The organism is Prochlorococcus marinus str. MIT 0917, from assembly GCF_027359575.1.
Lineage (GTDB): Bacteria > Cyanobacteriota > Cyanobacteriia > PCC-6307 > Cyanobiaceae > Prochlorococcus_B > Prochlorococcus_B marinus_D.
In genome coordinates this window covers 1,627,985-1,649,580 of sequence record NZ_CP114784.1, presented here as the reverse complement: position 1 = coordinate 1,649,580, position 21,596 = coordinate 1,627,985, and the positions used below count along the sequence as shown (strand labels likewise).

The 21,596-nt window shown below is 33.0% G+C and carries 26 protein-coding genes and 1 tRNA gene; 15 read left to right on the top strand and 12 right to left on the bottom strand.

The features are described 5' to 3' along the window. Positions 1 to 2: 2 nt before the first annotated feature. From O5637_RS09170 to O5637_RS09160, 3 genes are all read right to left on the bottom strand, one after another. Complete coding sequence (locus O5637_RS09170) at positions 3 to 2,009, bottom strand: DUF3769 domain-containing protein (protein WP_269604411.1); 2,007 nt, start codon at positions 2,007 to 2,009, stop codon at positions 3 to 5. Positions 2,010 to 2,089: 80 nt separating this feature from the next. After that, positions 2,090 to 2,218, bottom strand: coding sequence for a photosystem II reaction center protein I (locus O5637_RS09165; RefSeq protein ID WP_011294252.1), 129 nt, complete (start codon positions 2,216 to 2,218; stop codon positions 2,090 to 2,092). Positions 2,219 to 2,400: 182 nt separating this feature from the next. After that, on the bottom strand, positions 2,401 to 2,538 hold the full coding sequence (locus O5637_RS09160) for a hypothetical protein (protein ID WP_269604407.1): 138 nt from the start codon (positions 2,536 to 2,538) through the stop codon (positions 2,401 to 2,403). Between the two features lie 42 nt (positions 2,539 to 2,580). On the opposite strand from O5637_RS09160, the gene psbH reads away from it, so the two are divergent. The 4 genes from psbH (at position 2,581) to O5637_RS09140 (ending at position 3,968) form a co-directional block, all read left to right on the top strand. After that, a complete protein-coding gene (gene psbH, locus O5637_RS09155) occupies positions 2,581 to 2,778 on the top strand; it encodes a photosystem II reaction center phosphoprotein PsbH (protein WP_011294251.1) in 198 nt (65 codons plus the stop codon). Positions 2,779 to 2,811: 33 nt separating this feature from the next. Continuing rightward, the gene (locus tag O5637_RS09150; RefSeq protein WP_011823102.1) at positions 2,812 to 3,027 is read left to right on the top strand and encodes a TatA/E family twin arginine-targeting protein translocase; all 216 of its coding nucleotides are present in this window, start codon (positions 2,812 to 2,814) and stop codon (positions 3,025 to 3,027) included. Positions 3,028 to 3,088: 61 nt separating this feature from the next. Continuing rightward, positions 3,089 to 3,697: an aminoacyl-tRNA hydrolase gene (gene pth / locus O5637_RS09145; protein ID WP_269604403.1), complete on the top strand. Its 609-nt coding sequence runs from the start codon at positions 3,089 to 3,091 to the stop codon at positions 3,695 to 3,697. 13 nt (positions 3,698 to 3,710) lie between these two features. Further along, entirely contained in the window at positions 3,711 to 3,968 is a 258-nt protein-coding gene (locus O5637_RS09140) for a DUF3146 family protein (protein WP_038651123.1), read from the top strand. Here O5637_RS09140 and O5637_RS09135 read toward each other — a convergent pair. Genes O5637_RS09135 through ntcA form a run of 3 tightly spaced genes read right to left on the bottom strand, consistent with a single transcriptional unit; the run spans position 3,952 to position 6,103 of the window. Continuing rightward, entirely contained in the window at positions 3,952 to 4,389 is a 438-nt protein-coding gene (locus tag O5637_RS09135; RefSeq protein WP_269604401.1) for a hypothetical protein, read from the bottom strand. The genes O5637_RS09140 and O5637_RS09135 overlap by 17 nt on opposite strands. Then, positions 4,390 to 5,316 (bottom strand): DUF3084 domain-containing protein, encoded by a 927-nt coding sequence (locus tag O5637_RS09130; protein ID WP_269604400.1) that lies wholly within the window; start codon positions 5,314 to 5,316, stop codon positions 4,390 to 4,392. A gap of 55 nt (positions 5,317 to 5,371) precedes the next feature. Beyond that, positions 5,372 to 6,103 carry a global nitrogen regulator NtcA gene (gene ntcA / locus O5637_RS09125; RefSeq protein WP_269604399.1) on the bottom strand — a complete coding sequence of 244 codons (732 nt, stop codon included), beginning with the start codon at positions 6,101 to 6,103 and terminating at the stop codon, positions 5,372 to 5,374. 319 nt (positions 6,104 to 6,422) lie between these two features. Between ntcA and O5637_RS09120 the strand changes: the two genes are divergently transcribed. Genes O5637_RS09120 through thyX form a run of 3 tightly spaced genes read left to right on the top strand, consistent with a single transcriptional unit; the run spans position 6,423 to position 8,254 of the window. After that, positions 6,423 to 7,019, top strand: coding sequence for a cob(I)yrinic acid a,c-diamide adenosyltransferase (locus O5637_RS09120; protein WP_269604398.1), 597 nt, complete (start codon positions 6,423 to 6,425; stop codon positions 7,017 to 7,019). Continuing rightward, on the top strand, positions 7,020 to 7,613 hold the full coding sequence (gene dcd / locus O5637_RS09115) for a dCTP deaminase (RefSeq protein WP_269604397.1): 594 nt from the start codon (positions 7,020 to 7,022) through the stop codon (positions 7,611 to 7,613). It abuts the gene before it with no gap. A 2-nt stretch (positions 7,614 to 7,615) separates the two neighbouring features. Beyond that, entirely contained in the window at positions 7,616 to 8,254 is a 639-nt protein-coding gene (gene thyX, locus O5637_RS09110) for an FAD-dependent thymidylate synthase (protein ID WP_269604396.1), read from the top strand. On the opposite strand, the gene O5637_RS09105 is transcribed toward thyX, so the two are convergent. Beyond that, positions 8,251 to 8,820 (bottom strand): thioredoxin domain-containing protein, encoded by a 570-nt coding sequence (locus O5637_RS09105; protein ID WP_269604395.1) that lies wholly within the window; start codon positions 8,818 to 8,820, stop codon positions 8,251 to 8,253. The two genes, thyX and O5637_RS09105, sit on opposite strands and share 4 nt — an antisense overlap. Before the next feature lie 80 nt (positions 8,821 to 8,900). Beyond that, positions 8,901 to 9,545: a tRNA (guanosine(46)-N7)-methyltransferase TrmB gene (gene trmB, locus O5637_RS09100; RefSeq protein ID WP_269604394.1), complete on the bottom strand. Its 645-nt coding sequence runs from the start codon at positions 9,543 to 9,545 to the stop codon at positions 8,901 to 8,903. Between the two features lie 260 nt (positions 9,546 to 9,805). Between trmB and O5637_RS09095 the strand changes: the two genes are divergently transcribed. Next, complete coding sequence (locus O5637_RS09095) at positions 9,806 to 10,417, top strand: DUF3177 family protein (RefSeq protein WP_269604393.1); 612 nt, start codon at positions 9,806 to 9,808, stop codon at positions 10,415 to 10,417. A gap of 36 nt (positions 10,418 to 10,453) precedes the next feature. Here the strand turns inward: O5637_RS09095 and ileS are convergent, their stop codons facing one another. Continuing rightward, complete coding sequence (ileS, locus tag O5637_RS09090; RefSeq protein ID WP_269604392.1) at positions 10,454 to 13,357, bottom strand: isoleucine--tRNA ligase; 2,904 nt, start codon at positions 13,355 to 13,357, stop codon at positions 10,454 to 10,456. A gap of 51 nt (positions 13,358 to 13,408) precedes the next feature. Then, a complete protein-coding gene (locus O5637_RS09085; RefSeq protein ID WP_269604391.1) occupies positions 13,409 to 13,927 on the bottom strand; it encodes a hypothetical protein in 519 nt (172 codons plus the stop codon). Between the two features lie 203 nt (positions 13,928 to 14,130). Here O5637_RS09085 and O5637_RS09080 point away from each other — a divergent pair. Beyond that, positions 14,131 to 14,213 (top strand) — tRNA-Leu (locus O5637_RS09080). Between the two features lie 49 nt (positions 14,214 to 14,262). Beyond that, entirely contained in the window at positions 14,263 to 15,297 is a 1,035-nt protein-coding gene (crtR, locus tag O5637_RS09075; RefSeq protein ID WP_269604390.1) for a beta-carotene hydroxylase, read from the top strand. Positions 15,298 to 15,306: 9 nt separating this feature from the next. On the opposite strand, the gene gatC is transcribed toward crtR, so the two are convergent. Beyond that, positions 15,307 to 15,594, bottom strand: a complete 288-nt coding sequence (gene gatC / locus O5637_RS09070) for an Asp-tRNA(Asn)/Glu-tRNA(Gln) amidotransferase subunit GatC (RefSeq protein ID WP_269604389.1) — start codon at positions 15,592 to 15,594, stop codon at positions 15,307 to 15,309. Between the two features lie 211 nt (positions 15,595 to 15,805). Between gatC and O5637_RS09065 the strand changes: the two genes are divergently transcribed. After that, complete coding sequence (locus tag O5637_RS09065) at positions 15,806 to 16,417, top strand: DNA-3-methyladenine glycosylase (RefSeq protein WP_269606963.1); 612 nt, start codon at positions 15,806 to 15,808, stop codon at positions 16,415 to 16,417. After that, on the top strand, positions 16,414 to 17,433 hold the full coding sequence (locus O5637_RS09060) for an aspartate carbamoyltransferase catalytic subunit (RefSeq protein ID WP_269604388.1): 1,020 nt from the start codon (positions 16,414 to 16,416) through the stop codon (positions 17,431 to 17,433). Before O5637_RS09065 ends, O5637_RS09060 begins: the two co-directional genes overlap by 4 nt. Before the next feature lie 18 nt (positions 17,434 to 17,451). Here O5637_RS09060 and O5637_RS09055 read toward each other — a convergent pair whose 3' ends face one another. Further along, entirely contained in the window at positions 17,452 to 17,781 is a 330-nt protein-coding gene (locus O5637_RS09055; protein ID WP_420063711.1) for a DUF565 domain-containing protein, read from the bottom strand. A gap of 218 nt (positions 17,782 to 17,999) precedes the next feature. On the opposite strand from O5637_RS09055, the gene coaBC reads away from it, so the two are divergent. The 3 genes from coaBC to sat all read left to right on the top strand — a co-directional run bounded on the left by coaBC (position 18,000) and on the right by sat (position 21,593). Then, positions 18,000 to 19,268 carry a bifunctional phosphopantothenoylcysteine decarboxylase/phosphopantothenate--cysteine ligase CoaBC gene (gene coaBC / locus O5637_RS09050; protein ID WP_269604386.1) on the top strand — a complete coding sequence of 423 codons (1,269 nt, stop codon included), beginning with the start codon at positions 18,000 to 18,002 and terminating at the stop codon, positions 19,266 to 19,268. 217 nt (positions 19,269 to 19,485) lie between these two features. Further along, complete coding sequence (locus O5637_RS09045) at positions 19,486 to 20,289, top strand: photosystem II manganese-stabilizing polypeptide (protein WP_269604385.1); 804 nt, start codon at positions 19,486 to 19,488, stop codon at positions 20,287 to 20,289. Positions 20,290 to 20,420: 131 nt separating this feature from the next. After that, positions 20,421 to 21,593 (top strand): sulfate adenylyltransferase, encoded by a 1,173-nt coding sequence (sat, locus tag O5637_RS09040; protein ID WP_269604384.1) that lies wholly within the window; start codon positions 20,421 to 20,423, stop codon positions 21,591 to 21,593. Positions 21,594 to 21,596 lie beyond the last annotated feature (3 nt).

The following is a 21,596-nucleotide window of genomic DNA, read 5'->3' as shown; positions in this document are numbered from 1 at the left end:
ATCTAAAATACTGGATTTACAGAATTACCAAATTTAAACCCATTTATACGGAAATATATTCCTCCGGCATCATTATTGGGATGATAGTAAATTCCACATTCGTAAGATCTTTGATGCAATAAAAGGCCTAACTTTGTATCAAAATATTCTCCATAATTTTTCGAACCATTATCAATATTTAAATTAGATACCACATCAAACATTAAAGGTCCATACACTTGTTGCATTAAACTTATACTTAGCGTTTTCAAATCAATAGCGTTATCAAACTTAAATGGACTATTTCCAAACTTAATTTTCACACCTGGCATAACCGAGATTTTTGTATAATCAAGAAAATTTCTCTCTAAAGTTCCTAGTCTAATTTCAGGACCAAGACTAAGCTGAAGGAAGCCTTGATCGCTAACATTATCATAATTAAAATAGGCTGAATTAATATTAGTTCTGAATACTAATTCAGGATTAATTAAAACAGGAGATAAAAGCAACTCATTCTTTTTATCAAGATTTTTTGGATTACTCTTCCAAATTGAATATTCACTAAATAAAGAAGCAAAAATACTAGAACGCCAAAGACTAATTATTTCACTATTCTCCAATTTTTCTGCCTCATATTTAGCGGATCCTATTCGAATATTTAAGTTATTTTTCACGTCAACAGTTTTAAAAAACTTAGTCTTTTCAATAAAGCCTCCAAATGCAGATTTAATCTCTGTTTCACCAATTGTTCCATTCCAAGCTCTAGATCTATAAGTGGTAAAAACATTAAAATTTGAGTCTTCTAAAATAGGCATTCTAAAATACCTTCTGAAAGAACTTGAATGCCTTAAGCCACTGAAGAATCTAGAATTATTCAATGTACTTAAATCATTTTGACTTTCTAAGCTCCAATTTTTATTAATTGCTTTTAGCTTTATATTCAAACCAAATAGATCAGAAAATTTTATATTTTTATTCTGACTATTTTCATAACTATAAGTTTTACCTAAAATAGCTCTATTAATTAAAAACTGAGGTTGAAAGTCAAGTTCTATATTATTAATAGTTTTGGTATTAATTCTTCTTGCCAAAACTAATCCATCACGATCTTTACCATCAAATATAAATTTGAATTTACTTTTCTTTTTCTTTTTATCGCCAAAGATTCTTTTACCTAAAAAAATCTTTGTTCTATTCTCAAGAATTAAATTAGTTTTAGAACTTGTAATAAGTAATGTACCATCATCATCTTCTTCTGCGATAACATCAATCCCCTCAAAAGAGATTTGATGAGGGTCAAATGGATCATTCGTAAAAATAATTCTATTAGAGCTCCATCCACTCTCCTCAATATTTATTAAATTAGATTTAAATCTCCAATTATTTATTGAACCTATCGACTTATTAGATCTCGTAACTTTATTTTCTAGTAATTTTATATTTCCAAAAGCAAATTCTATTCCATCATCATAAGTATTTTTTCCTTTATAACTAGTTATATTTCTAGATTTAATCTTATTTGAACTAGCATCAATTTTTAAATCATTTAATACATTTCTTACATCTAAAATCCCGTATACATCTTTAATAATTCCTTGTTTATTTAATAAATTAAATTTAAATTCTTTAGCCATAAAATATTGTTCCCCCTTTCTGAATCTAATATCACCCTCGGCAAATAAAATACCTGTTGATTTATCATAACTTAATAAGTCAGATCTTAAAATTCCACCATTTATTAGAGCCTTGACATTACCCTCAGCTAAATAAATATTTTGATCGTAATCATATTGCTTATCAGCAAAGATCTTAAGAGTTAAAGATGTAACATCATTATGTTCTAATCTTCTAATAGGTGCATTTTTATAGGTTTCGCCTAAATTACCTATAGAAAAATTGTGATTTTTGTATTTAAGGGATTTTTGGAGAAAAGGCTCCTTTCCTCTAGAGGTCTCAAATAAAGACAGTAAGATGCCAAACCCCAGCAGTCCAAGGTTTATAGCAAATAGATATTTTCTCTTCGCCGCCAAATTAATTAAGCCGACGAAAAGATATTACCGAACAAAGAAATTACAGGAGCTTATTTAGTCCAGTAATTAGCGTGTCATTTTTAGTCCTGTGGACTTTCCAAATCCTTTCTGTTGGGTGTCCTTGTTGGATCACTTGCCAAGAAACCAAATAAAAAGATACCGACAAAGAAAAAGACGACCGTATAGACGGAAATCTTGAGGGCAAGCATGAATCCGAACCAACTAAATAGAGATTCAACATATCCTATGAAGTCAAGAACTCCAATGAAAAAAACAAAGGTGTTACAGACTTTTGGAAATGAATAAAATTTTTATCCCTCAGTAATATCCAAGAAAGCCAATAAAACAAGGAAAAAATAGAAAGCTCAACTTTTTTTCTCATGTCATTGCCTTAAATCATTAATTTATTTTTTTGTGAATTTGCTAGTTTTTCAGCTTTTTTAAGACCACTTTTATCAAATATCATATTTTTTTGGTTCATTCCATCACAAGTTTCTACAGTCTCTTCTTCTTTTGGACAAGTTCTCATACAATATCTTGACTCATACAAATCTGAGCTTAGAGAAACGACATGGGACAAAAAACAGCACTTGGATCTTTGCTTAAATCCATTGGCAATTCTGGACAAGGAAAAGTTGTTCCAGGCTGGGGAGCAGTACCCGTAATGGCCTTTATAGGAGTTTTATTACTGGTTTTTCTAGTAATCATGCTTCAAATTTATAACCAATCACTTCTTCTACAGGGTTTTTCCGTCGACTGGAACGGCTAAATTGGTTAGATTTTGACAAGTTGAGATTCGCCCATGAATATTTTCGGGGTTGGTTTGCCAGAAATAGCTGTTATTGCTGGTTTAGCGTTAGTTATTTTTGGGCCAAAACGACTTCCCGAACTTGGGCGAACTATTGGAAAAACTCTAAAAGGTCTTCAAAGTGCCTCTACAGAATTTGAACGTGAAATCAAAAACGCCATGACTGAAGAAGAGTCTGCAAATGAAAACATTGTGGACAAAGAAAATTAATTTGCCCAAAACTAAATAAATATCTAACTATTAAAAACAACAACGATTAAGTTTGATTGGTATGTTGTCAGATAACTTGAGATTATTAGTCGGATTAGGAAATCCTGGGACTGAGTATAAAAAAACTCGTCATAATGTTGGATTTATGGTGTTAGAAGAAATCGCAAGAAAAAATAATTGTAGCTTTCGTGAAAGCAAAAAACTTTTTGGTAGAACTTGTGAATACGGCACAGGTATAGAGAAAACAAGACTTTTAATGCCCAACACATATATGAATGAAAGTGGAAAATCAGTAAGATCAGCAAAGGATTGGTTTAATTTTCAAAATAATCAATTAATAGTCCTAGTAGATGACATGGATCTACCCCTGGGAAAAATAAGAGTCCGATCTAAAGGGAGTTCAGGAGGTCATAATGGATTAAAAAGCATTATCAACCATCTTGGTACTGCTGAGTTTAAGCGATTAAAGATTGGAATAGGAGCGCCAAGTAAAGACCAACAAGAGAGAAAATCTAAAACTGTTTCTCACGTTTTAGGAAGATTTTCAAAAGAAGAATTCATAATATTAAATTTCATCATTCAGGAAATAATTAGTTCTATTGAATCAATCACATCTAATAATTGGGAAAAGATAACTACTCGACTAAATTCTTACAAACCCAAAAATTAATAACTTTAGAATCATGTACAACAAGCCATCAACTACTGCATATCTTCAGATTCATAAGCAATGCTTTAATCAAAAAAAAGTTGAGGGTATTGTCCGTGCAGGAAATTTTGAATGGAGTTTTATTTGGGCTTTTAACCAGGGACAACTTTTTGTCGAACCACCCCTAGGTAGAGCTCTTATAAAAGATGCATTAGAGCGCTATTTAGTTAAAGCTGATTATAAACTTGAGTCTGGAGGAGATTACATTTTTACAGTTAGAGCCAAATTTTAATACTTACTTTATCTGACCAAATGAATCTATAGTTTAAAAAATCTTCCAATAAAATCAATGCGACAATTGCATCAAGATTTGCAGGAGGGAAAAGAATTTCTTTTGGAAGCCAACGAATAAAATAATTTGGAGGCCAAATTTCCCAATATCTAAATCTTGCTCTTAATGTTGATCCTCTTTCATTCACATAATTTATATTTAAAAAATTTTTTCGCTTTAATTTATTCTCTATATACTTAGAATTAGTCCCATCACCAATTATTATATTAATAATCTCATAATCTTGATTCCATAGAGAAACTAAATCAGAAAATTTATTTAATGAAGCTACACCTGCCTCAATAACTTTTCCAGATTTCATATCAGCCAATAATAAGCCACATTTTTTTATTCCAGGATCTATCGATATATAAAAACTCATTTAATTACTGTTTGGTATAGATTTTTCTAGAGATTTCAATTCCAATGTTACTGAGACTTTATCTGCACTTTGACTATCATCAAGAGCTCTTGCAATAATTTGGAAATCTCCCTTTTTTTTACTAACTAGATATTTTCCTAAATTATTCACTTGATTAGCATTAATTTTCAACTCAGAACTTAATGATCCTCTTCTCCTAACCTCAGCCAAAGTTGAAGCCATTAAAAGATTAATCTTTCTAATAATGGATTCAGAATCAGACTGTAATAAAGATATATTCTCTATTGCAATAACTTCACCTTTCTTTGTAATCATTTTATTTAATGTGACCTCAGGAAATGCATAAACATAATTTTCACCTCTCAGTATATTTCCTGCTGATTTAATCCTAACTACCCAACTTCTATTATCAGCTATTTTCTTTTCAAGCTTCTCAATATCATCTTTACGAACTAACAATATTCTTCTATATTCAGATTGATTTGTTTTTACTAAATTAAAAGCATAAAAATTTGCTTGCTGTAATATGCTTTCTATATTTTTTTTAATATCATTAGTTTTATTTAATTTAATAGTCTTAGTTACTAAGGTTTGCCCACTACTTATTACTACATTTCCACTCCTAAAAGCATACAAATTTTTTTCTAATTTTTTTAATTCTTTTTCACTAGCGGTGATCTTTTCTCGAATATCCTCTAACTGAAATAATCCAACCCTTAAATCTCTATCAAATACAACCATAGTTGCAAATGAAATAGCACTAATAATACTTCCAGTAAAAACAGTTATTAATACAGCTGTACTTTTTGGTCTTAATTTAAAAATACTTAAACGCGCTTTTCCAACTCTAGTACCTAAGCGATCTCCTAGAGTAGAAAGTATTCCACCAAGGATTAATAATAAAAGAATTTTCAGCCAGGCAGCCACAGAGAGAAAGAAGAAGAATTAATCAAACCTCTTAAACCTTAGTATGTAATGGCCTTCAATTAAATCTTTTTGCTAAAGCTATTGGATCGAAGATGGTTATTTTTTTCCTATCTATTGCCAATAATGAGGAACTTTTCAACTCACCTAGTAGTCGTGTAATAGTAACTCTGGTTGAACCTATTGCTTCAGCAATGGCTTGATGAGAGAGTCTTAAGTCAATTGTGACTCCTTTTTCCCCAGGCACGCCAAAATCTCTACACAATACAAGCAAAAAGCTTGCAAGACGAGAAGACATATCTCTATGAGTTAATGTTTCAATCATTGTTTCAGTTTGAAGCACTCGACTTGATAAACCTTGTAAAAGCAGCAAACCAACAGAGGCATCTTGCTCAATTGCATTCCTTACTGATGTGGCTGGAGCAGAAACGAGTTCCACACGAGTAAAAGCAACAGCATGATAAAAACGATCTGATCTATGGCCTGTCAATAAAGATAAAACTCCAAAAAGACTATTTTCTCTCAATAAAGCAACAGTAATTTCTTCACCCGTTTCATAGACTCTGCTCAGTCGAACTGCACCACGTCTTATTAAATAAACCCTTTCAGCAGGATCACCAGGGAAAAAAATAGTTTTTGACCTATCTACAGTTTCAGTAGACACTCCCTCTAAAGATTTAAGTACATCCAAAAGAGTTGTGTTTGGCGGCAATGGAGATGACGAATTACCAACCATCTGACTATTTTTTGATTGGTTGAAACGAGTAAAGCCACGATAAGAAGTGACCATATTTAATTAATTGTTCAAAGAACATTAATAAGTCGAGAAAAAACGATATGTAGCCATGGCGACTTTTTTGAAGCTAAGTCTCTAATCCAAGCCTGTTCTTTCTAGAAAATTCTATCTTTTTCCGTTCACAAAATTACGATGCTATTTCAAAAAGTATTACTAACTACATTTCTATGGGTTTCTTGAATCAATTTCTGGACCTTAAATATTTTTCAAAACAAAGTATTTTTATTCCATTACACCACAGATAGTGTTGAATTGGTTGTTTAGAAATTTTATGCCGCTAGATTAGTTTCAAGACATTCTGATAAAAGTCAAGATGAATGCACAAGTGAGCATTAACGCTCAACAGAGGGGTTCATCGCCATCAACAGAGACTTCCCTAAGGCCGAACCCCATTAGAAAGCCTTTACAACTAGTCGCGACACAAGGTCAAGTTCAAATCCATACTGCTACCATTCGAGGTAGTTTTTCTGTTGTTCTTAGTGAGGCAATTAGATCTGCAGGATTGGGAAGCCAAGTTTTAATAGCTCAATTTTTGAGAGGTGGAGTCAATCAAGGACCAAATGGAGCTATCAATCTTTGCGGACGACTTGAATGGCTAAGACCAGCCATTGAAACGTGCTTACCAGAACAAATATCGGAAGAACATTTATCTTTAAAAAGAAAATATGAAGAAAAAGCGATCAAAGAACTTTGGGAATTTTGTAAAGCACGTTTAATAGAAAAAAAAATAGATAAAATCGTTCTTGATGAAATAGGAATGGCTATTAGCCTTGGTTTCATCGAAGAAAATGATTTAATTTTAATGATAAATAATCGACCATCATCCACAGATATTATTCTTACAGGACCATCAATCCCTCCTAAAGTAATTGAAATGGCTGATCAAATCACTGAATTACGCTGCAATTAAATGTTAAAAAACGATCGTTGGATTTCTGAACAGGCTTCACTTGGAATGCTTGAACCTTTTCAAGAAAAGCTAATAAGACATCTTGAGCCTGAATCAGAAAAGTCTCCGGTTTTAAGCTTTGGTTGCTCATCGTATGGATATGATTTGCGTCTCTCTTCTAAAGAGTTTTTGATTTTTAGGCATGTCCCAGGAACAGTAATGAATCCGAAAAAATTTAATCCTGCCAATTTAGAACCTACAGATTTAGAAGAAGACGAAGATGGTAAATATTTTATTTTGCCTGCACATTCTTATGGCCTTGGTGTTGCATTAGAAAAAATGAAAGTACCACCAAACATTACTGTTATTTGCCTTGGTAAAAGTACTTATGCCCGATTAGGAATAATCGTAAATACAACTCCTGCTGAAGCAAGCTGGGAAGGTCATCTAACCCTGGAATTCAGTAATAGCTCTGGAGCAGATTGCAGGATTTATGCGGATGAAGGAATTTGTCAATTACTTTTCTTTGAAGGAGATCCTTGTGAAACCACTTACAGTGATAGGAAAGGTAAATATCAATATCAACAAGAGAAAGTAACTCTAGCAAAGGTTTAAATATGAGTTGTGTTCAATTAATAACTTCTACTCCGGATGCTGAAAAAAGCATGGCATATATTGCGAGGGTGAGTAATCCAAAAAATCAAGACAATGATAACTTTACTAAATTAATTGGGTATTGCATTAAAAATGAACATTGGAGCGTATTTGAACAAGCCTATATGACTTTGCAAATAGAAACCACTCGAGGAATTGCTGCACAAATTTTAAGACATCGATCATTTACCTTTCAAGAGTTCTCACAACGCTATGCAGATAGCATGCAATTAGGAGAAATTACCATCCCAGAATTAAGAAGACAAGATAATAAAAATAGACAAAATTCTATCTCAGACTTGCCAAAAGAAATTATTAATACATTCAAGAAAAAAATTAAACATCAATTCGATCAAAATAAAAAACTTTATGAAGAGATGTTAGAAGCTGGAATCGCCAAAGAATGTGCAAGATTTGTACTTCCACTTGCTACCCCAACCAGAATTTATATGACAGGATCATGTCGTTCGTGGATTCATTACATAAATCTAAGAACTGGTCATGGGACTCAAAAAGAGCATATGGAGATTGCACAAGAATGTAAAAATATTTTTTCACAGGAATATCCAATAGTTTCATCCGCTTTGAATTGGGTAAACTAGCTATGAACTCTAGGGCCTTCTAATCTAATATTATCATTTAACTCTTTTAAATTATTTTTAGAAATTAAATTACTTGAATTTGATAATTTACTGAAAGAGGGTAATTCATCATTGTTAATTAAAGCAAAAAAGATTTCATTAAGTTCAATAGATTTTCTAACTCCTAATGAAAAGCCCTTAAATTCACCTTTATCGTCAAAAAAAGTTAATTGAGGAATACCATTGACATCATATTTATCAATTAAATCAAACCACCTTGGATTATCAACATTAAGCAAAACTATATCTATCTTTTTTGAATTTAGTTTTTCAGCATCCAACATATCAGGAGCCATTTCCTTGCAAGCTTCACACCAATCCGCATAAAATTCAAATACTGTAGGTTTCCCATTAGACAAAGCTATATCTGGTTCCAGGGAATTCTTAGCCAATTGATCAAGCATTGCATTAGCTTTGAACCCACTTCGGAAAAAGAATAGTGAAACGACTAAAAAAAGACTTAGAAAAACTAAAAAAGTTTTCTGAAGGAGACCAAGGTCTTTATCTGGATTGGAGTTATCAATCATCTGTGTTCATACCTTATGCTAATGATTATATACATAAATTTTAAAGTAAAACATATAATATGTATTAACTATAAATTTGACTAATTAATGAATAATAGGCTATTTCTGATATACATTGCTCTATAAATTAGCAAATTATTCTTAAGAGAAAGTATTTCTCTATCTGTCTTTACATTATAAGGATTTTTATCAACACATCTGAGATCTCCCAAGTATTTTCTATTGAAATATCTATTTTTATCAATCGTATTAGTCATAGATTCAATAAGTTTTAATATATCGCTTTGAATAAATATTTCGCCATCCTTACTCATAGCCTTAGCAATAGAATTGAGAAGACTTGTTTTTAATACCCTCCTTTTGAAATGTTTTCTTTTAAACCAAGGGTCTGGGAATTGAATTGAAACTCTTTTTAATTGACCATAATCTAAATCAGATAACCATTCATCTAGACTGACATTAACATTACAAAATAGAAATTTTAAATTATTCAATTCTAATTGTTTTCTTTTCTTTTCACATAAACTAACAAGAGGTTCTCTTATCTCAAGCCCAACAAAATTCCAATCAGGATATTTTATTGCTAATTCAATCAGAAATTCACCTTTTGCAGATCCAATATCTATATGAATTGGATAGTGAGATTTCTTAAAAATAACATTCTTACTGGGAAGAGTTAATGGTAACTGGAAAAATTGGCTTAGAGGATTTACATGCTGTCTCACAGAATGAAACCTGATATCAATAAATCTGATAATTATATTAGAAAGTCAATTAAATTTTCAGAAAATAATATAAACATAACCAATTTATAGGTTTTTTTATTAGAGTATATAAATATTTTGAGAGTAGATAATCAATCTATGATAACAATTGGTTTCTTAGCCTAAGGTATCCTCAAATATAGAGAAAATACTTTAATAATTAAGAATAATCATAAAAGGAATACTTGAAGGTTGATAATACATATGAATGAGATTTTTTTTTGACTGAACCTCAATTCCAAATTCTAGTTTGGCTCTCATATCGAATTGCGGCTACCTTCGCATTTGGACTCCCATTATTTCTATTGATTTGGGCAAAAAGATCAAATTTAAGATCTATTGATCGACTTTTATCAATTTACTGGAAAGTTTCTAGTCTTTATTTGATAAGCCTCTTATTCCTTAGTGTTGAAAGCCAATTGGGCCAAGTAATTTCATTAATTGCACCAATACTTATGGTTAGTTCTATTTGGTTTTGGTTTGATCTCAACGAAGAAATCGATGAAATGCCTGCTCATAAACCTATTGCTTTAACCACAAGAATTTGGCGATGGACTTTATCTTATTGGTGCGTACTAAATACTGGACTTCATCTTTTTAGTTGGAGGTGTTTAAATTCAATTAATGAAAACTATTGTGATACTTGGAGAGAAATTCCATTTAATTCATTCATGACAACAAAAAACATAATAAAATTTATTTTAGATGGTAATTGGAGCACTGGATTTGCCACATTTTTTGCATATTTAGCCCTGATACTATATTTAATAGGTTTACTTCAATGGTTGATTATACAATTACCAAAAAATGGTCGTTTCGCCGGTAAATTTTAAAAACGAATAACTATAAGATTCAAGTTAAATTAATATTTAAATAGATAAAACTACTTTTTCGCACCTTTTACAAATATTTGAATGTTCTTTATTTTTGCTCATTTCAATTTCATAATGCCAACATCTTTCACACTTAAATCCTTTTGCTCTTGCAATCTCAACTGAAGCAAGATCATTTTCCTCACTAACTAATACTTCTGCCCAAGGCTCACCACCAATTTGTAAAGATGAAACCAAGAACCAATCTCTTAAAACATCAACATTATTGGATTCGCTTTGAGCCAACCATTCAATAGCAGCTTGAACTTTTTTATTAGATATATCAACCCTAACTGATGCTTCCAAAGAAGAACCTAATTCTTGGTTATTTCTACAGCTCTCCAACATACGATTAATAGCTGATCTGAGTTTTCGTAGTTCAATTACGTGGCTGTTAAAATTACTATTTCGCCATGATTTAGGTACATGAGGCCAGCCTCTTTGAAATACGGAGGCTTCTTCTAAGTCATATGGAATATTCTGCCAAATATCTTCAGCCATATGACATAAAACAGGTGCAATTAAGCCCGATATCTTCTCAATAACCAAGGATAAAACTGTCTGACAACTTCTTCTTCTAAAGTCTGATTTAGAACTCACATACAACCTATCTTTTGCAATATCTAAGTAAAAATTAGATAAATCAACTACACAAAAGTTCTGGATAGTTTGGAAAAACTTTGAAAATTCAAAATTAGAGTATGCTTCTGTTATCTCATCGATTACTTCAGCTGTTCTATTCAGCATCCATTTATCTAACAATGGAAGTTTAGAAATTTCAATGGAATCATTTTTATAATCAAAATCATAAAGGTTTCCTAATAAATACCTAGACGTATTTCGAACTTTACGATAAACATCAGAAATTTGTTTAAGTATATTTGATCCAATAGGAACATCTGCAGAGTAATCAACAGAACTAACCCAAAGCCTTAAAACATCTGCTCCATAAGCAGGATCTAATTTCTTATTTGAACCACCATTAATAATAACTAAAGGATCAATAATATTTCCTAAGGATTTGCTCATTTTCCTGCCATTCTCATCTAATGCAAAACCATGTGTAAGTACCTTTTTAAAAGGTGCATTCTCATTTACTGCTACTGAGGTTAATAAAGAGGATTGAAACCAACCCCTATGTTGATCAGATCCCTCTAAATATAAATCTGCTGGATAATTTAAATTTTCTTTTTTATAAATAACTGAAGACCAACTAGAGCCAGAATCAAACCAGACATCCATAGTATCAGTACCTTTTTGCCATCGATCTGCCTCATTTAAATAGGAAGGAGGTAAGAGATTAGACACATCATATTCCCACCAAATATCTGCTCCATGGATAGAAAATAAACCAGCTATATGAGAAATAGTTTCTTTATTGAGCAAAATTTCATTTCCATTTTTTTCATAAAATACTGGTATTGGCACTCCCCAAGTTCTTTGCCGAGAAATACACCAATCCCCTCTTTCTCTAACCATAGAATCAATTCTATTTTTTCCCGAATCAGGCAGCCAAGTAACATCTTCTATAGCAGCTAGTGCATTAGCCCTAAATCCTTCAACAGAAGCAAACCACTGTTCTGTAGCTCTAAAAATAGTTGGTTTCTTGGTTCTCCAATCATAAGGATACTTATGCTCATATGGAATTTCCTTAAGCAAAGATCCAGTATTAATGAGATCATTTATTATGACAACATTAGCGTCTTTTAATACATTTAGGCCCTCAAATCGACCAGCTTCTTTAGTCAGAAAACCTTTTGCATCAACTGGGCAAGAAATTGGTAACTTATATTTTTTACCAGTATTAAAGTCATCAACTCCATGGCCTGGAGCAGTATGTACTAGTCCAGTACCTGATTCAGTTGTAATATAATCTCCTCCTAAAACAACAGGACTTTTTTTATCAAATAGAGGATGTTTATATATAATTCCATCTAAGTTTGATCCCTTTATTGATACTCTTGTTTCATAATTAATTCCTATACTTTCAGATACTTTTTCCATAAGGTCATTAGCAACAATTATTAATGATCCATCAGAATTTTGTGCAATTACATAGTCTAATTTTTGATTAACAGATATGGCCTCATTTGCAGGAATTGTCCAAGGGGTGGTAGTCCAAATGACAAGTTTAACTTCTTTTAATTGTCCTGCAGAATCAAATAAATCTGGTGCTTGCTTAGAAATTTCTTGAGTTAATATTTTTGGTATTTGATCAACTTTAAATCCCACATAAATACTATTGCTAACATGACCGGTCGGATATTCTAATTCTGCCTCGGCCAGAGCAGTTTGAGAACTTGGACTCCAATGAACTGGTTTTAGACCTCGATATATATATCCTTTGAAAACCATTTCACCAAACAACTTGATCTGAGAGGCTTCAAACTTTTTGTCTAAACTTAAATATGGTTGATCCCAATTCCCCCATACTCCCCATCTTTTAAAACCATCCATTTGTTGAGAAACTTGCTTTTTTGCATAAGCAGCTGCTTTTTTTCTCAACTTAATAGGGGTTAATTCAGATCGTTGTGTTTTATCCATAGCTTGTAGAACTTTCAATTCTATAGGCAAGCCATGGCAATCCCATCCAGGGATAAAACAAACTTTTTTCCCTTTCATTGTTTGAAATTTATTAATTATGTCCTTTAATATTTTGTTGAGAGCATGGCCCATATGAAGTGTCCCATTTGCGTATGGGGGGCCGTCATGCAAAGTAAAAGTCTCTCCAGAATTGTTTAAGCCTAATTCGAAATCTATCTTTTTTTCGCTCCAAAAAGCTTGCAACTCAGGTTCTCTTAGCGTTGCATTTGCCCTCATCCCAAAATTAGTCTGCAAAAGGTTGAGAGTGTCTTTGTAAGTGGGACGATCCTTTTGAGAATCTTTATTGACATTATTCACTTTGAGAAATATTCATTAGTCATCATGATTGCCTGAGGCCTTTTAACCTTATCAAGAAGTTTCTTCATTTTCAGGTAATTCTTGATTTCTGATCTTATTGGAATCAATTGGACCAGATAGATCAACTGCTTTTTCCTTTACTTCTTCTTTCAATTCAGGATGAACCCATTTTTTTTCTTTTAACGGTTTTTCAGATTTATTAGTGAATCCTTTAAAAAAATCTAAAAAGCTATTCCCTAGTAAAGCAAAGCTTTGACCTAGCTGTTTAAAAGATTCAAACCATCTTTGAAAAGATCCAATCAGCTTTTTTTCTTCAGAACTTAATTGATACCATCTGGTTTGGACAATTTCTAATATCATTTTTCCATACAAAATTACCATAGGAATAACAAGTAAATTTATAGAGCCTCTCAAAAGATCATTCTCAACTAAAAGAAATAATCCTAAAAACAAAAAAAGTCCTCCCATTAACCAATCTCTTGGCCTACTTAATTCGACAAGCACTAAAGGTAAAGCCAATATCAAAAGCCCAATAAAAAGAAAAAAGTATCCAGAAATAGAAACAACCATATTTTTCTCAATATGAGTTCATTTTGTAGTGAGGGCGACTTTTTGAACAACTAAAAATCATGAGTCATAAAAAGAGAGTTTCAAATGTCTCATATCCAAATATGAAAATTACATTAATCTTTTTACGTTCACGAATCAAAAATAGTCTTTAAATAGCAATCAATGAGCTGCTAGAATCATTTCACAATCGGTGAAAACCTTTGGCCCACCTGGCGGAATTGGTAGACGCGCTGGTTTTAGGTACCAGTGACTTTATGTCGTGGGAGTTCAAGTCTCCCGGTGGGCATTTTTTAATTAAGCTATACAAGCTCAATTAATCTCAATCACATCAAGCAATGACCCAGTGCTTATCGAGGTCTGACAAAAATAAGGCAACGAAAAAACTGAAGTCATTACGCGACTGGCAAAATGAGATCCAAGAATATCTTGATCCTCCCAAGCCTTTAAACGTAACTTTAGGTCTTTTCTTTGGTGGATATTTTCTTGCAATAATTAGCGTTTGGCAATGGTATCAGGGGAACTGGCCGTTGCCAATTTTGGTTGCACTAGCTTTTTTGGCGCTTCATATGGAAGGTACCGTTATTCATGATGCTTGTCACAATGCTGCCCATCCAAATAAATGGATCAATCAATTTATGGGGCATGGGTCAGCAATATTACTAGGTTTTAGTTTTCCAGTTTTCACAAGAGTCCATCTAGAGCATCACAAATACGTTAATGATCCCAAAAACGACCCAGATCACATAGTTAGCACCTTTGGTCCTATTTGGTTAATAGCTCCAAGATTTTTTTATCATGAATATTTTTTCTTTGAACGAAAACTTTGGAGAAAGTTTGAACTTATGCAATGGGGAATTGAGAGGGGAATATTTTTTTGCATAGTAGTTGCAGGAATTAAATATAATTTTATGAATGTTATTTATAATTTATGGTTCGGACCAGCATTAATGGTTGGAGTTACTTTAGGAATATTTTTTGATTATCTACCACATAGACCTTTTCAATCTAGAAATAGATGGAAAAATGCAAGGGTTTATCCAAGTAAATTAATGAACTTGCTAATTATGGGACAAAATTATCATTTAGTTCATCATTTATGGCCTTCTATTCCATGGTTTGAATATAAACCAGCTTACGAAGCAACAAAACCACTTTTAGATCAAAAAGGTTCACCTCAAAGAATGGGAATTTTTGAATCTAAAAAAGATAGTATAAATTTTCTTTATGATATTTTACTTGGGATAAGAAGTCACAAAGAAAGAAGAAGTAAAATGAGACCAATAGCAAGAATATTACCTAAAAAAAATTGGCGGAGAAAATATATAAAATTAATTCATAAAACAAGAATCAGAACAGAAAGTCAAAGATAATTCCTAAATTTAAAGTATTTTGGGAACTCTAAAAAAATCACCTTCCCTATGAGGTGCCTGATTAAGAAGATCTTCTCTTGAGCAATTAACTTCAACTAAATCATCTCTCATTTCATTAACTACCTCTACAGCTCTAGTAGTAGGAGGGATATTTTCAGTATCTATTTCTTGCAGTTGATCAACATAAGAAAGTATTTCTTCGAGTTGCTCTGTATAGGTTGCTATTTGATCTTCTGGAAGCTCTAAGCGAGCTAACTGAGAAACCTTACGAACATCAGATGAAAAAATTTTAGTCATGATTATGTTAGAAAATTTTCAAGATCTTTAGATAATGAGAGTTAATCCTTATAGAAAAAATCTTAGTGCTTTCGTTTAGACAAATCAGTTCACTAACATTTTGCCATCTGAATGCCCTTTTACGAAATTTTAAGTGTTGAAAGATTAATCAGAAAGATAGAGAAATCTATTATTTAGTAAGTAATATGGGTTATAAAGAAATAGTAAGCAAATCTCACTTCTTACAAAAGACTTCTTTTCAAGGCCATCTCATTTGGTAGCACCTAGCTTAATTGGCTGTTTTTTAATTAAGCGCTTACCAAAAAACAGCTTTCTTTCTGGCGTAATTGTTGAAACGGAGGCTTATTCTCAAGAAGAAGCTTCATGCCATGGCTTTTCGGGGAGAACCAAAAGGAACGAAACCCTTTTTGGTGAACCTGGTAACTTTTACATATACATTTCATACGGAATTAATAGTTGCATAAATATTGTTACCGGAAGGAAAAACTGGGCAAATGGTGTACTTCTTCGATCGATAGCAATAAAAGGAGAAAACGAGAGAATTGCATCTGGGCCAGGGTTATTGGCAAAAAGATTTGGATTAAATAGGAATTTTGACAATTTGCCCTTATCACCTGCAAATGATTTTTGGTTAACAGAGGGAGAAGATCTAACAAGAATGGGAAATATTGTTCAGACCACAAGAATTGGCATTTCGCAAGCTAAAGATATACCTTGGCGTTGGTACCTTCAAAGTAGTAGAAGTGTTAGCAAAAGGGTTAAAGGAGATCGAATTCCTCCAAAAAATAAGTGTTGGTCACCATCCACATTTGAGGGATTATGAATAATTGGAAGCATAATCACATTATTGATCTATCTACATTTTCTTTAGAGGATTACAAAACAGTTATAGAACTAACAACAAGATTTAGAGATGTCCATAAATCAAGTTCTAGAAAACTTCCCGCTCTTCAAGGAAGATTAATCTGTAACTTATTTTTTGAGCCAAGTACAAGAACAAGAACTAGTTTTGAACTGGCAGCAAAAAGACTATCTGCTGATGTTCAAAATTTTTCTGTGTCAACAAGTTCTCTAAGCAAAGGAGAGACCCCTTTAGACACTATTCTCACATACATCTCAATGGGTGCTGATATCTTAGTAATTAGGCATGAATCAACAAATGTTCCCGCAGAGTTAGCTAATTACGTAGACATAAATAAAATCAATACATCCATTCTCAATGCCGGTGATGGATTTCATAGCCATCCAAGTCAAGGTCTTTTGGATCTATTTACACTTGCTACTTTCTTTAATCCAAACGAACCATCAACTAATAGTCTTTTCAATAAAAAGATCACAATAGTTGGAGATATTCTTCATTCTAGAGTTGCGAGATCGAACCTCTGGGCTCTAACTGCATGTGGAGCTGAGGTAACACTATGTGGGCCTCCAAGCCTTCTTCCAGAGGAATTCATTGATTTTGTTCGCAATCCTCCTCCAGGGCAAAAATATGATCCTATTAATAAGAGAGGTTCTGTTTTCATAGAAAGATCTCTGAAAAATGCATTAAAAAATAGTGATGCAGTAATGACACTTCGATTACAGAAAGAGAGAATGAAGCAAAATATGCTTACAGATCTTGATAGTTATTATTCACAATATGGAATAACACATGAAAGTTTAAAATGGTGTGAAAAGGAAGTTCCTGTTCTACATCCTGGACCAGTGAATAGAGGAATAGAAATAAGCAGTCAATTAGTGGAAGATAATTCAATCAATCTCATAAGTAAACAAGTAGAAAATGGTATACCAATAAGAATGGCTTTGTTGTATTTGCTGGGGTTAAATAAAAATAATTAATTATATTTATAATAATATTTATAATAGTTTCAAGCCCTCTGAAAAAAGTCCATATGTTAATCCTATTCGAAACAAATCAAAAACCCTAACAAGTATTATTGGCTTTTGAGACTTTAGAAAAATAAATCTAGCTTTAATTAGTATCTCTAAAAATATTAATGCAATAAATGCTCCGACAGGATCCATCAAAGCTAGTACACCATTAATCATGCCTAGAGAACTACCTATTAAAAAACCTATCAAAAAAATTATTGCTAACAATGAATACCTTCTCCAAGGATTTACCGCCCAATTTGCTAACCTGTCAACAAACTTTGTAGATGAATTATATAAAAATGTTTTCTGCATTCTTGGAGCCATAAGAGAAAAGATAAAAAATTAACTCAGAATTTTTTCATTAGTTAACTCTTTAACATAAATATAATAAATGAAAGATCTAATAAAGCAAAAATAAATTCTTTTCATCCAAGATATAAAAAAAGATTTCATATAATATAAAATTTCCACAATATTTAAAATTTGAAAAAAATCTTTTAAAGGTCTATTTGATATAAAATTAAAAGATCATGAATAATCTAACCTCTTTATCTGGAAAAAAAATATTAGTTGCAGTAACAGGAAGTATTGCAGCTGTTAAATCTCCTATTTTAGTTAGTCGCCTAATTAAAGCTGGGGTAAAAGTCAAATGCGTCATAACGCAAAGTGCATCTAAGTTAGTTAGTCCATTATCTCTCTCAACTTTAAGCAGAAATAAATGCTATCAAGATAAAGATCAGTGGGATGAATCTCAAACCAAGCCTTTGCATATTGCTTTAGCTGAATGGGCAGAGCTCATTATTGTTGCACCAATGAGCGCAACATCTTTATGCAAATTTACTAGTGGCAATGCTGATGGACTTTTAGCAAGCATTCTCTTAGCCAGTAAATCTCAAATAGTTATTGCTGCTGCAATGAACACTTCAATGTGGGAAAATCAATCAGTAAAAAGGAATTGGAATTACGTAAAAAATATTGACCAAGTTATTAGCCTCGAACCTAGCGAGGGTTTTTTAGCTTGCGACAGATTTGGTGATGGGAAAATGATCGGTTTAGATATTATTGAATTGGCCTCTGAAAGTGCATTTATTTTCAATGCAGAAAATAAATTTCTCACCAAAGATCTAAAAAACATAAGGTTCCTCGTAACAGCTGGTCCGACCGTCGAAGATCTTGATGCGGCAAGACAATTAACAAATCGAAGTAGTGGAAGAATGGGAGTTTTGATAGCTCAAGCTGCAAAGTTAAGAGGTGCAGAAGTCGATTTAGTCCATGGTCCGCTAAGCGTCAAAGAAGATCTTCTTGAGGGAATTAATACTTATCCAGTTAGAAGCTCATCTGAAATGAGTTCAAAAATTGATGATTTACAACCATATGCTCAAGTCATTGTTATGGCTGCAGCAGTATCAGATTTCAAAAAAAATAGTCCAAGTGAGCAAAAAGTCTCTAAAGAATCTTTTTTACAGTCCATTTGTGATGATTTAGAAATGACCCCAGACCTAATCACAAATCAAACGAGAAAGAAATTAGAAAATCAAATTTTCCTAGGTTTTGCTGCCGAAACAGGAAGTGATAATGAAATTATTGAGAAGGGAGAGAATAAAAGGGTTTTAAAAGGTTGTGAACTTCTGATGGCAAATCCCATAGACAGAGATGGGCAAGGATTTGATCAAAACTTCAACAGTGGTTTTTTGTTAGGTCCAAAAAAAATGGTCAAAAACTTGTCTTTTTCAACAAAACTTTCAATATCCCATCAACTTTTAGATGAAATTCGAAATCTAAAATCGAAAATTTATTGATTTTTTTCGAATTTGTTTTTTTTTAAAAATCAGAGTCTAAACGCCAAAGAAGACTGCTGCAAAAGGGTTTTGAAAGAAATCGGAGTAGTAAATTCGTTGCAGCAAAAGCTACGGGTTGTATAGAGCTGTAAAATGCTTGTGAAAAGAAGTATTTGACACCTGTAATATCCCAACTGAATTAATTGGGCGGTTTCGACCGCAGTCATCTAGCCCTCTCATGCGATTTCGTCCTCTGCTGGCTTTGATGCTGGCTTTTTGTCTCACCTTTACAACTCTCCCATCAAGCGCATCTGCAGCTTTAAAAGGGCGCGAGCAAGGTAATGCTCGTTTTGGCAATGTTGTTAATACTGGCCAAGCTGATGCTTGCACTGTTTTACCAGCTGGTTCATCGGGTTCTATTAATGCTGATGGCCAATTTAAAAGCTTGTGCCTTCAGCCAACAGAAGTTTCAGTAAAACTTCCAGGTACCAAGCGAAATAAATCTGATTTTGCAGTAGCAAAAATTATCAGTCCTCGCTTCAATACTAGTCTTGATGAAGTTTATGGAGATCTTTCTGGAGGTAAATTCACTGAAAAAGGTGGTATTGACTTCTCTCTAATTACAGTTCTAGCTCCTAATGGAGAGGAATTTCCTTTTGCTTTCTCTGTTAAAGAAATGGTTGCTGAATCCAAAAAAGGAAAATCAATTGAACCAGGAGCTGAATTTTCAGGTCCAACAACAACTCCAAGTTATAGATCTGCAGACTTTCTTGATCCAAAAAGTCGTGCTAAATCGACTGGTGTTGAATATGCTCAGGCTCTCATTGCTCGTGGTGGTGATGATGAGGATCTTGCAAGAGAAAATGTTAAAGATGATCTAGGCGGTAAAGGTGAAATAACACTTACTGTCGAGTCTGTTGATGCAGACACTGATGAATTTGGTGGCCAATTTGTTGCCATCCAACCTTCAGATAATGACCTTGGGTCAAAAGATCCTGTTGATATCAAAATCAAGGGTATCTTCTATGGTCGCAAAGCCTAAAAGATAATCATCTTACTCAATTAAAAAAGGGGGGTTAAAGCCCTCTTTTTTTTTTGGCCAAATTTAATAAAAACAATTTCTAAAATATGGGCCCTTTATCTGGGAGAATCTCCCGGTTACTTCAAGGGAAAATGACTAGTAAGAAAAGTTCTCATAAAAATCTCGAAGGTTTGATCAAACCTTATGGTGGAGAACTTATAAAGCTTATGGCATCTGATCAAGAAACAAAAGAATTAAAACAAAATTCTTTTAAAACTATAAATTGTTCAGATAGAAACGCTTGTGATATTGAACTTCTTTTGATAGGTGCTTTTTCTCCTTTGAATGGGTTCATGAGTGAGAAAAATTACAACTCAGTGGTTAAACAAAATCGACTCGAATCAGGTTTGCTTTTTGGTTTACCAATTGTGATGGATACAGATAGAGAAGATATAAATCCAGGAGATTCAGTTTTACTCAATTACAAAGATCAAGAACTAGCAATTTTAGAAGTACAAGATAAATGGATACCTGACAAAGTTATTGAAGCCAATTTTTGCTACGGAACAACTTCTTTAGAGCATCCTGCAGTAAGGATGATCTCTATGGAGAGAGGAAAATATTATTTAGGAGGATCAATAAAAGGTCTAGAATTACCTAAAAGAGTTTTTACTTGCAAAACTCCTGCTCAAGTAAGAGAGAAGCTTCCTTCTGGAGAAGATGTAGTTGCATTCCAGTGCAGGAACCCAATTCATAGAGCGCATTATGAGCTGTTCACAAGAGCTTTAGAAGCAAATAATGTCAGTCAAAATGCTGTTGTTCTTGTTCACCCAACTTGTGGACCTACTCAAGAAGATGACATACCTGGATCAGTAAGATTTCAAACCTATGAAAAACTTGCCTCTGAAGTAAACAATCCAAAAATCAGATGGTCATATCTTCCTTATTCGATGCATATGGCTGGGCCAAGAGAAGCTCTGCAGCACATGATTATTAGGAGGAATTATGGATGCACTCATTTCATTATCGGTAGAGATATGGCTGGCTGTAAATCATCTCTAAGCGGAGAAGATTTTTATGGTCCATATGATGCTCAAAATTTTGCAAAGGAGTGCTGCGAAGAATTAGAAATGCAAACAGTTCCATCTTTAAATCTTGTATTTACAGAGGAAGAAGGCTATGTAACCGCTGATTATGCGAAAGAAAAAGGATTACACATAAAAAAATTGAGCGGCACTCAATTTAGGAAAATGCTCAGAAGTGGAGAAGAAATTCCTGAATGGTTTGCATTTAAAAGCGTCGTTGATGTATTAAGAGCCGCATAGTTG

Bases quoted from the DNA above. Each gene is read 5' to 3' on its own strand.
- sat (WP_269604384.1), top strand. From the start codon at position 20,421: ATGACTAGTAAGAAAAGTTCTCATAAAAATCTCGAAGGTTTGATCAAA.
- psbH (WP_011294251.1), top strand. From the start codon at position 2,581: ATGGGACAAAAAACAGCACTTGGATCTTTGCTTAAATCCATTGGCAAT.
- O5637_RS09045 (WP_269604385.1), top strand. From the start codon at position 19,486: ATGCGATTTCGTCCTCTGCTGGCTTTGATGCTGGCTTTTTGTCTCACC.
- O5637_RS09060 (WP_269604388.1), top strand. From the start codon at position 16,414: ATGAATAATTGGAAGCATAATCACATTATTGATCTATCTACATTTTCT.
- O5637_RS09085 (WP_269604391.1), bottom strand. From the start codon at position 13,927: ATGGTTGTTTCTATTTCTGGATACTTTTTTCTTTTTATTGGGCTTTTG.
- O5637_RS09150 (WP_011823102.1), top strand. From the start codon at position 2,812: ATGAATATTTTCGGGGTTGGTTTGCCAGAAATAGCTGTTATTGCTGGT.
- O5637_RS09165 (WP_011294252.1), bottom strand. From the start codon at position 2,218: ATGCTTGCCCTCAAGATTTCCGTCTATACGGTCGTCTTTTTCTTTGTC.
- ntcA (WP_269604399.1), bottom strand. From the start codon at position 6,103: ATGGTCACTTCTTATCGTGGCTTTACTCGTTTCAACCAATCAAAAAAT.
- gatC (WP_269604389.1), bottom strand. From the start codon at position 15,594: ATGACTAAAATTTTTTCATCTGATGTTCGTAAGGTTTCTCAGTTAGCT.
- O5637_RS09160 (WP_269604407.1), bottom strand. From the start codon at position 2,538: ATGAGAACTTGTCCAAAAGAAGAAGAGACTGTAGAAACTTGTGATGGA.
- O5637_RS09055 (WP_420063711.1), bottom strand. From the start codon at position 17,781: ATGCAGAAAACATTTTTATATAATTCATCTACAAAGTTTGTTGACAGG.
- O5637_RS09135 (WP_269604401.1), bottom strand. From the start codon at position 4,389: ATGAGTTTTTATATATCGATAGATCCTGGAATAAAAAAATGTGGCTTA.
- dcd (WP_269604397.1), top strand. From the start codon at position 7,020: ATGTTAAAAAACGATCGTTGGATTTCTGAACAGGCTTCACTTGGAATG.
- thyX (WP_269604396.1), top strand. From the start codon at position 7,616: ATGAGTTGTGTTCAATTAATAACTTCTACTCCGGATGCTGAAAAAAGC.
- pth (WP_269604403.1), top strand. From the start codon at position 3,089: ATGTTGTCAGATAACTTGAGATTATTAGTCGGATTAGGAAATCCTGGG.
- O5637_RS09105 (WP_269604395.1), bottom strand. From the start codon at position 8,820: ATGATTGATAACTCCAATCCAGATAAAGACCTTGGTCTCCTTCAGAAA.
- coaBC (WP_269604386.1), top strand. From the start codon at position 18,000: ATGAATAATCTAACCTCTTTATCTGGAAAAAAAATATTAGTTGCAGTA.
- O5637_RS09140 (WP_038651123.1), top strand. From the start codon at position 3,711: ATGTACAACAAGCCATCAACTACTGCATATCTTCAGATTCATAAGCAA.
- O5637_RS09120 (WP_269604398.1), top strand. From the start codon at position 6,423: ATGAATGCACAAGTGAGCATTAACGCTCAACAGAGGGGTTCATCGCCA.
- crtR (WP_269604390.1), top strand. From the start codon at position 14,263: ATGACCCAGTGCTTATCGAGGTCTGACAAAAATAAGGCAACGAAAAAA.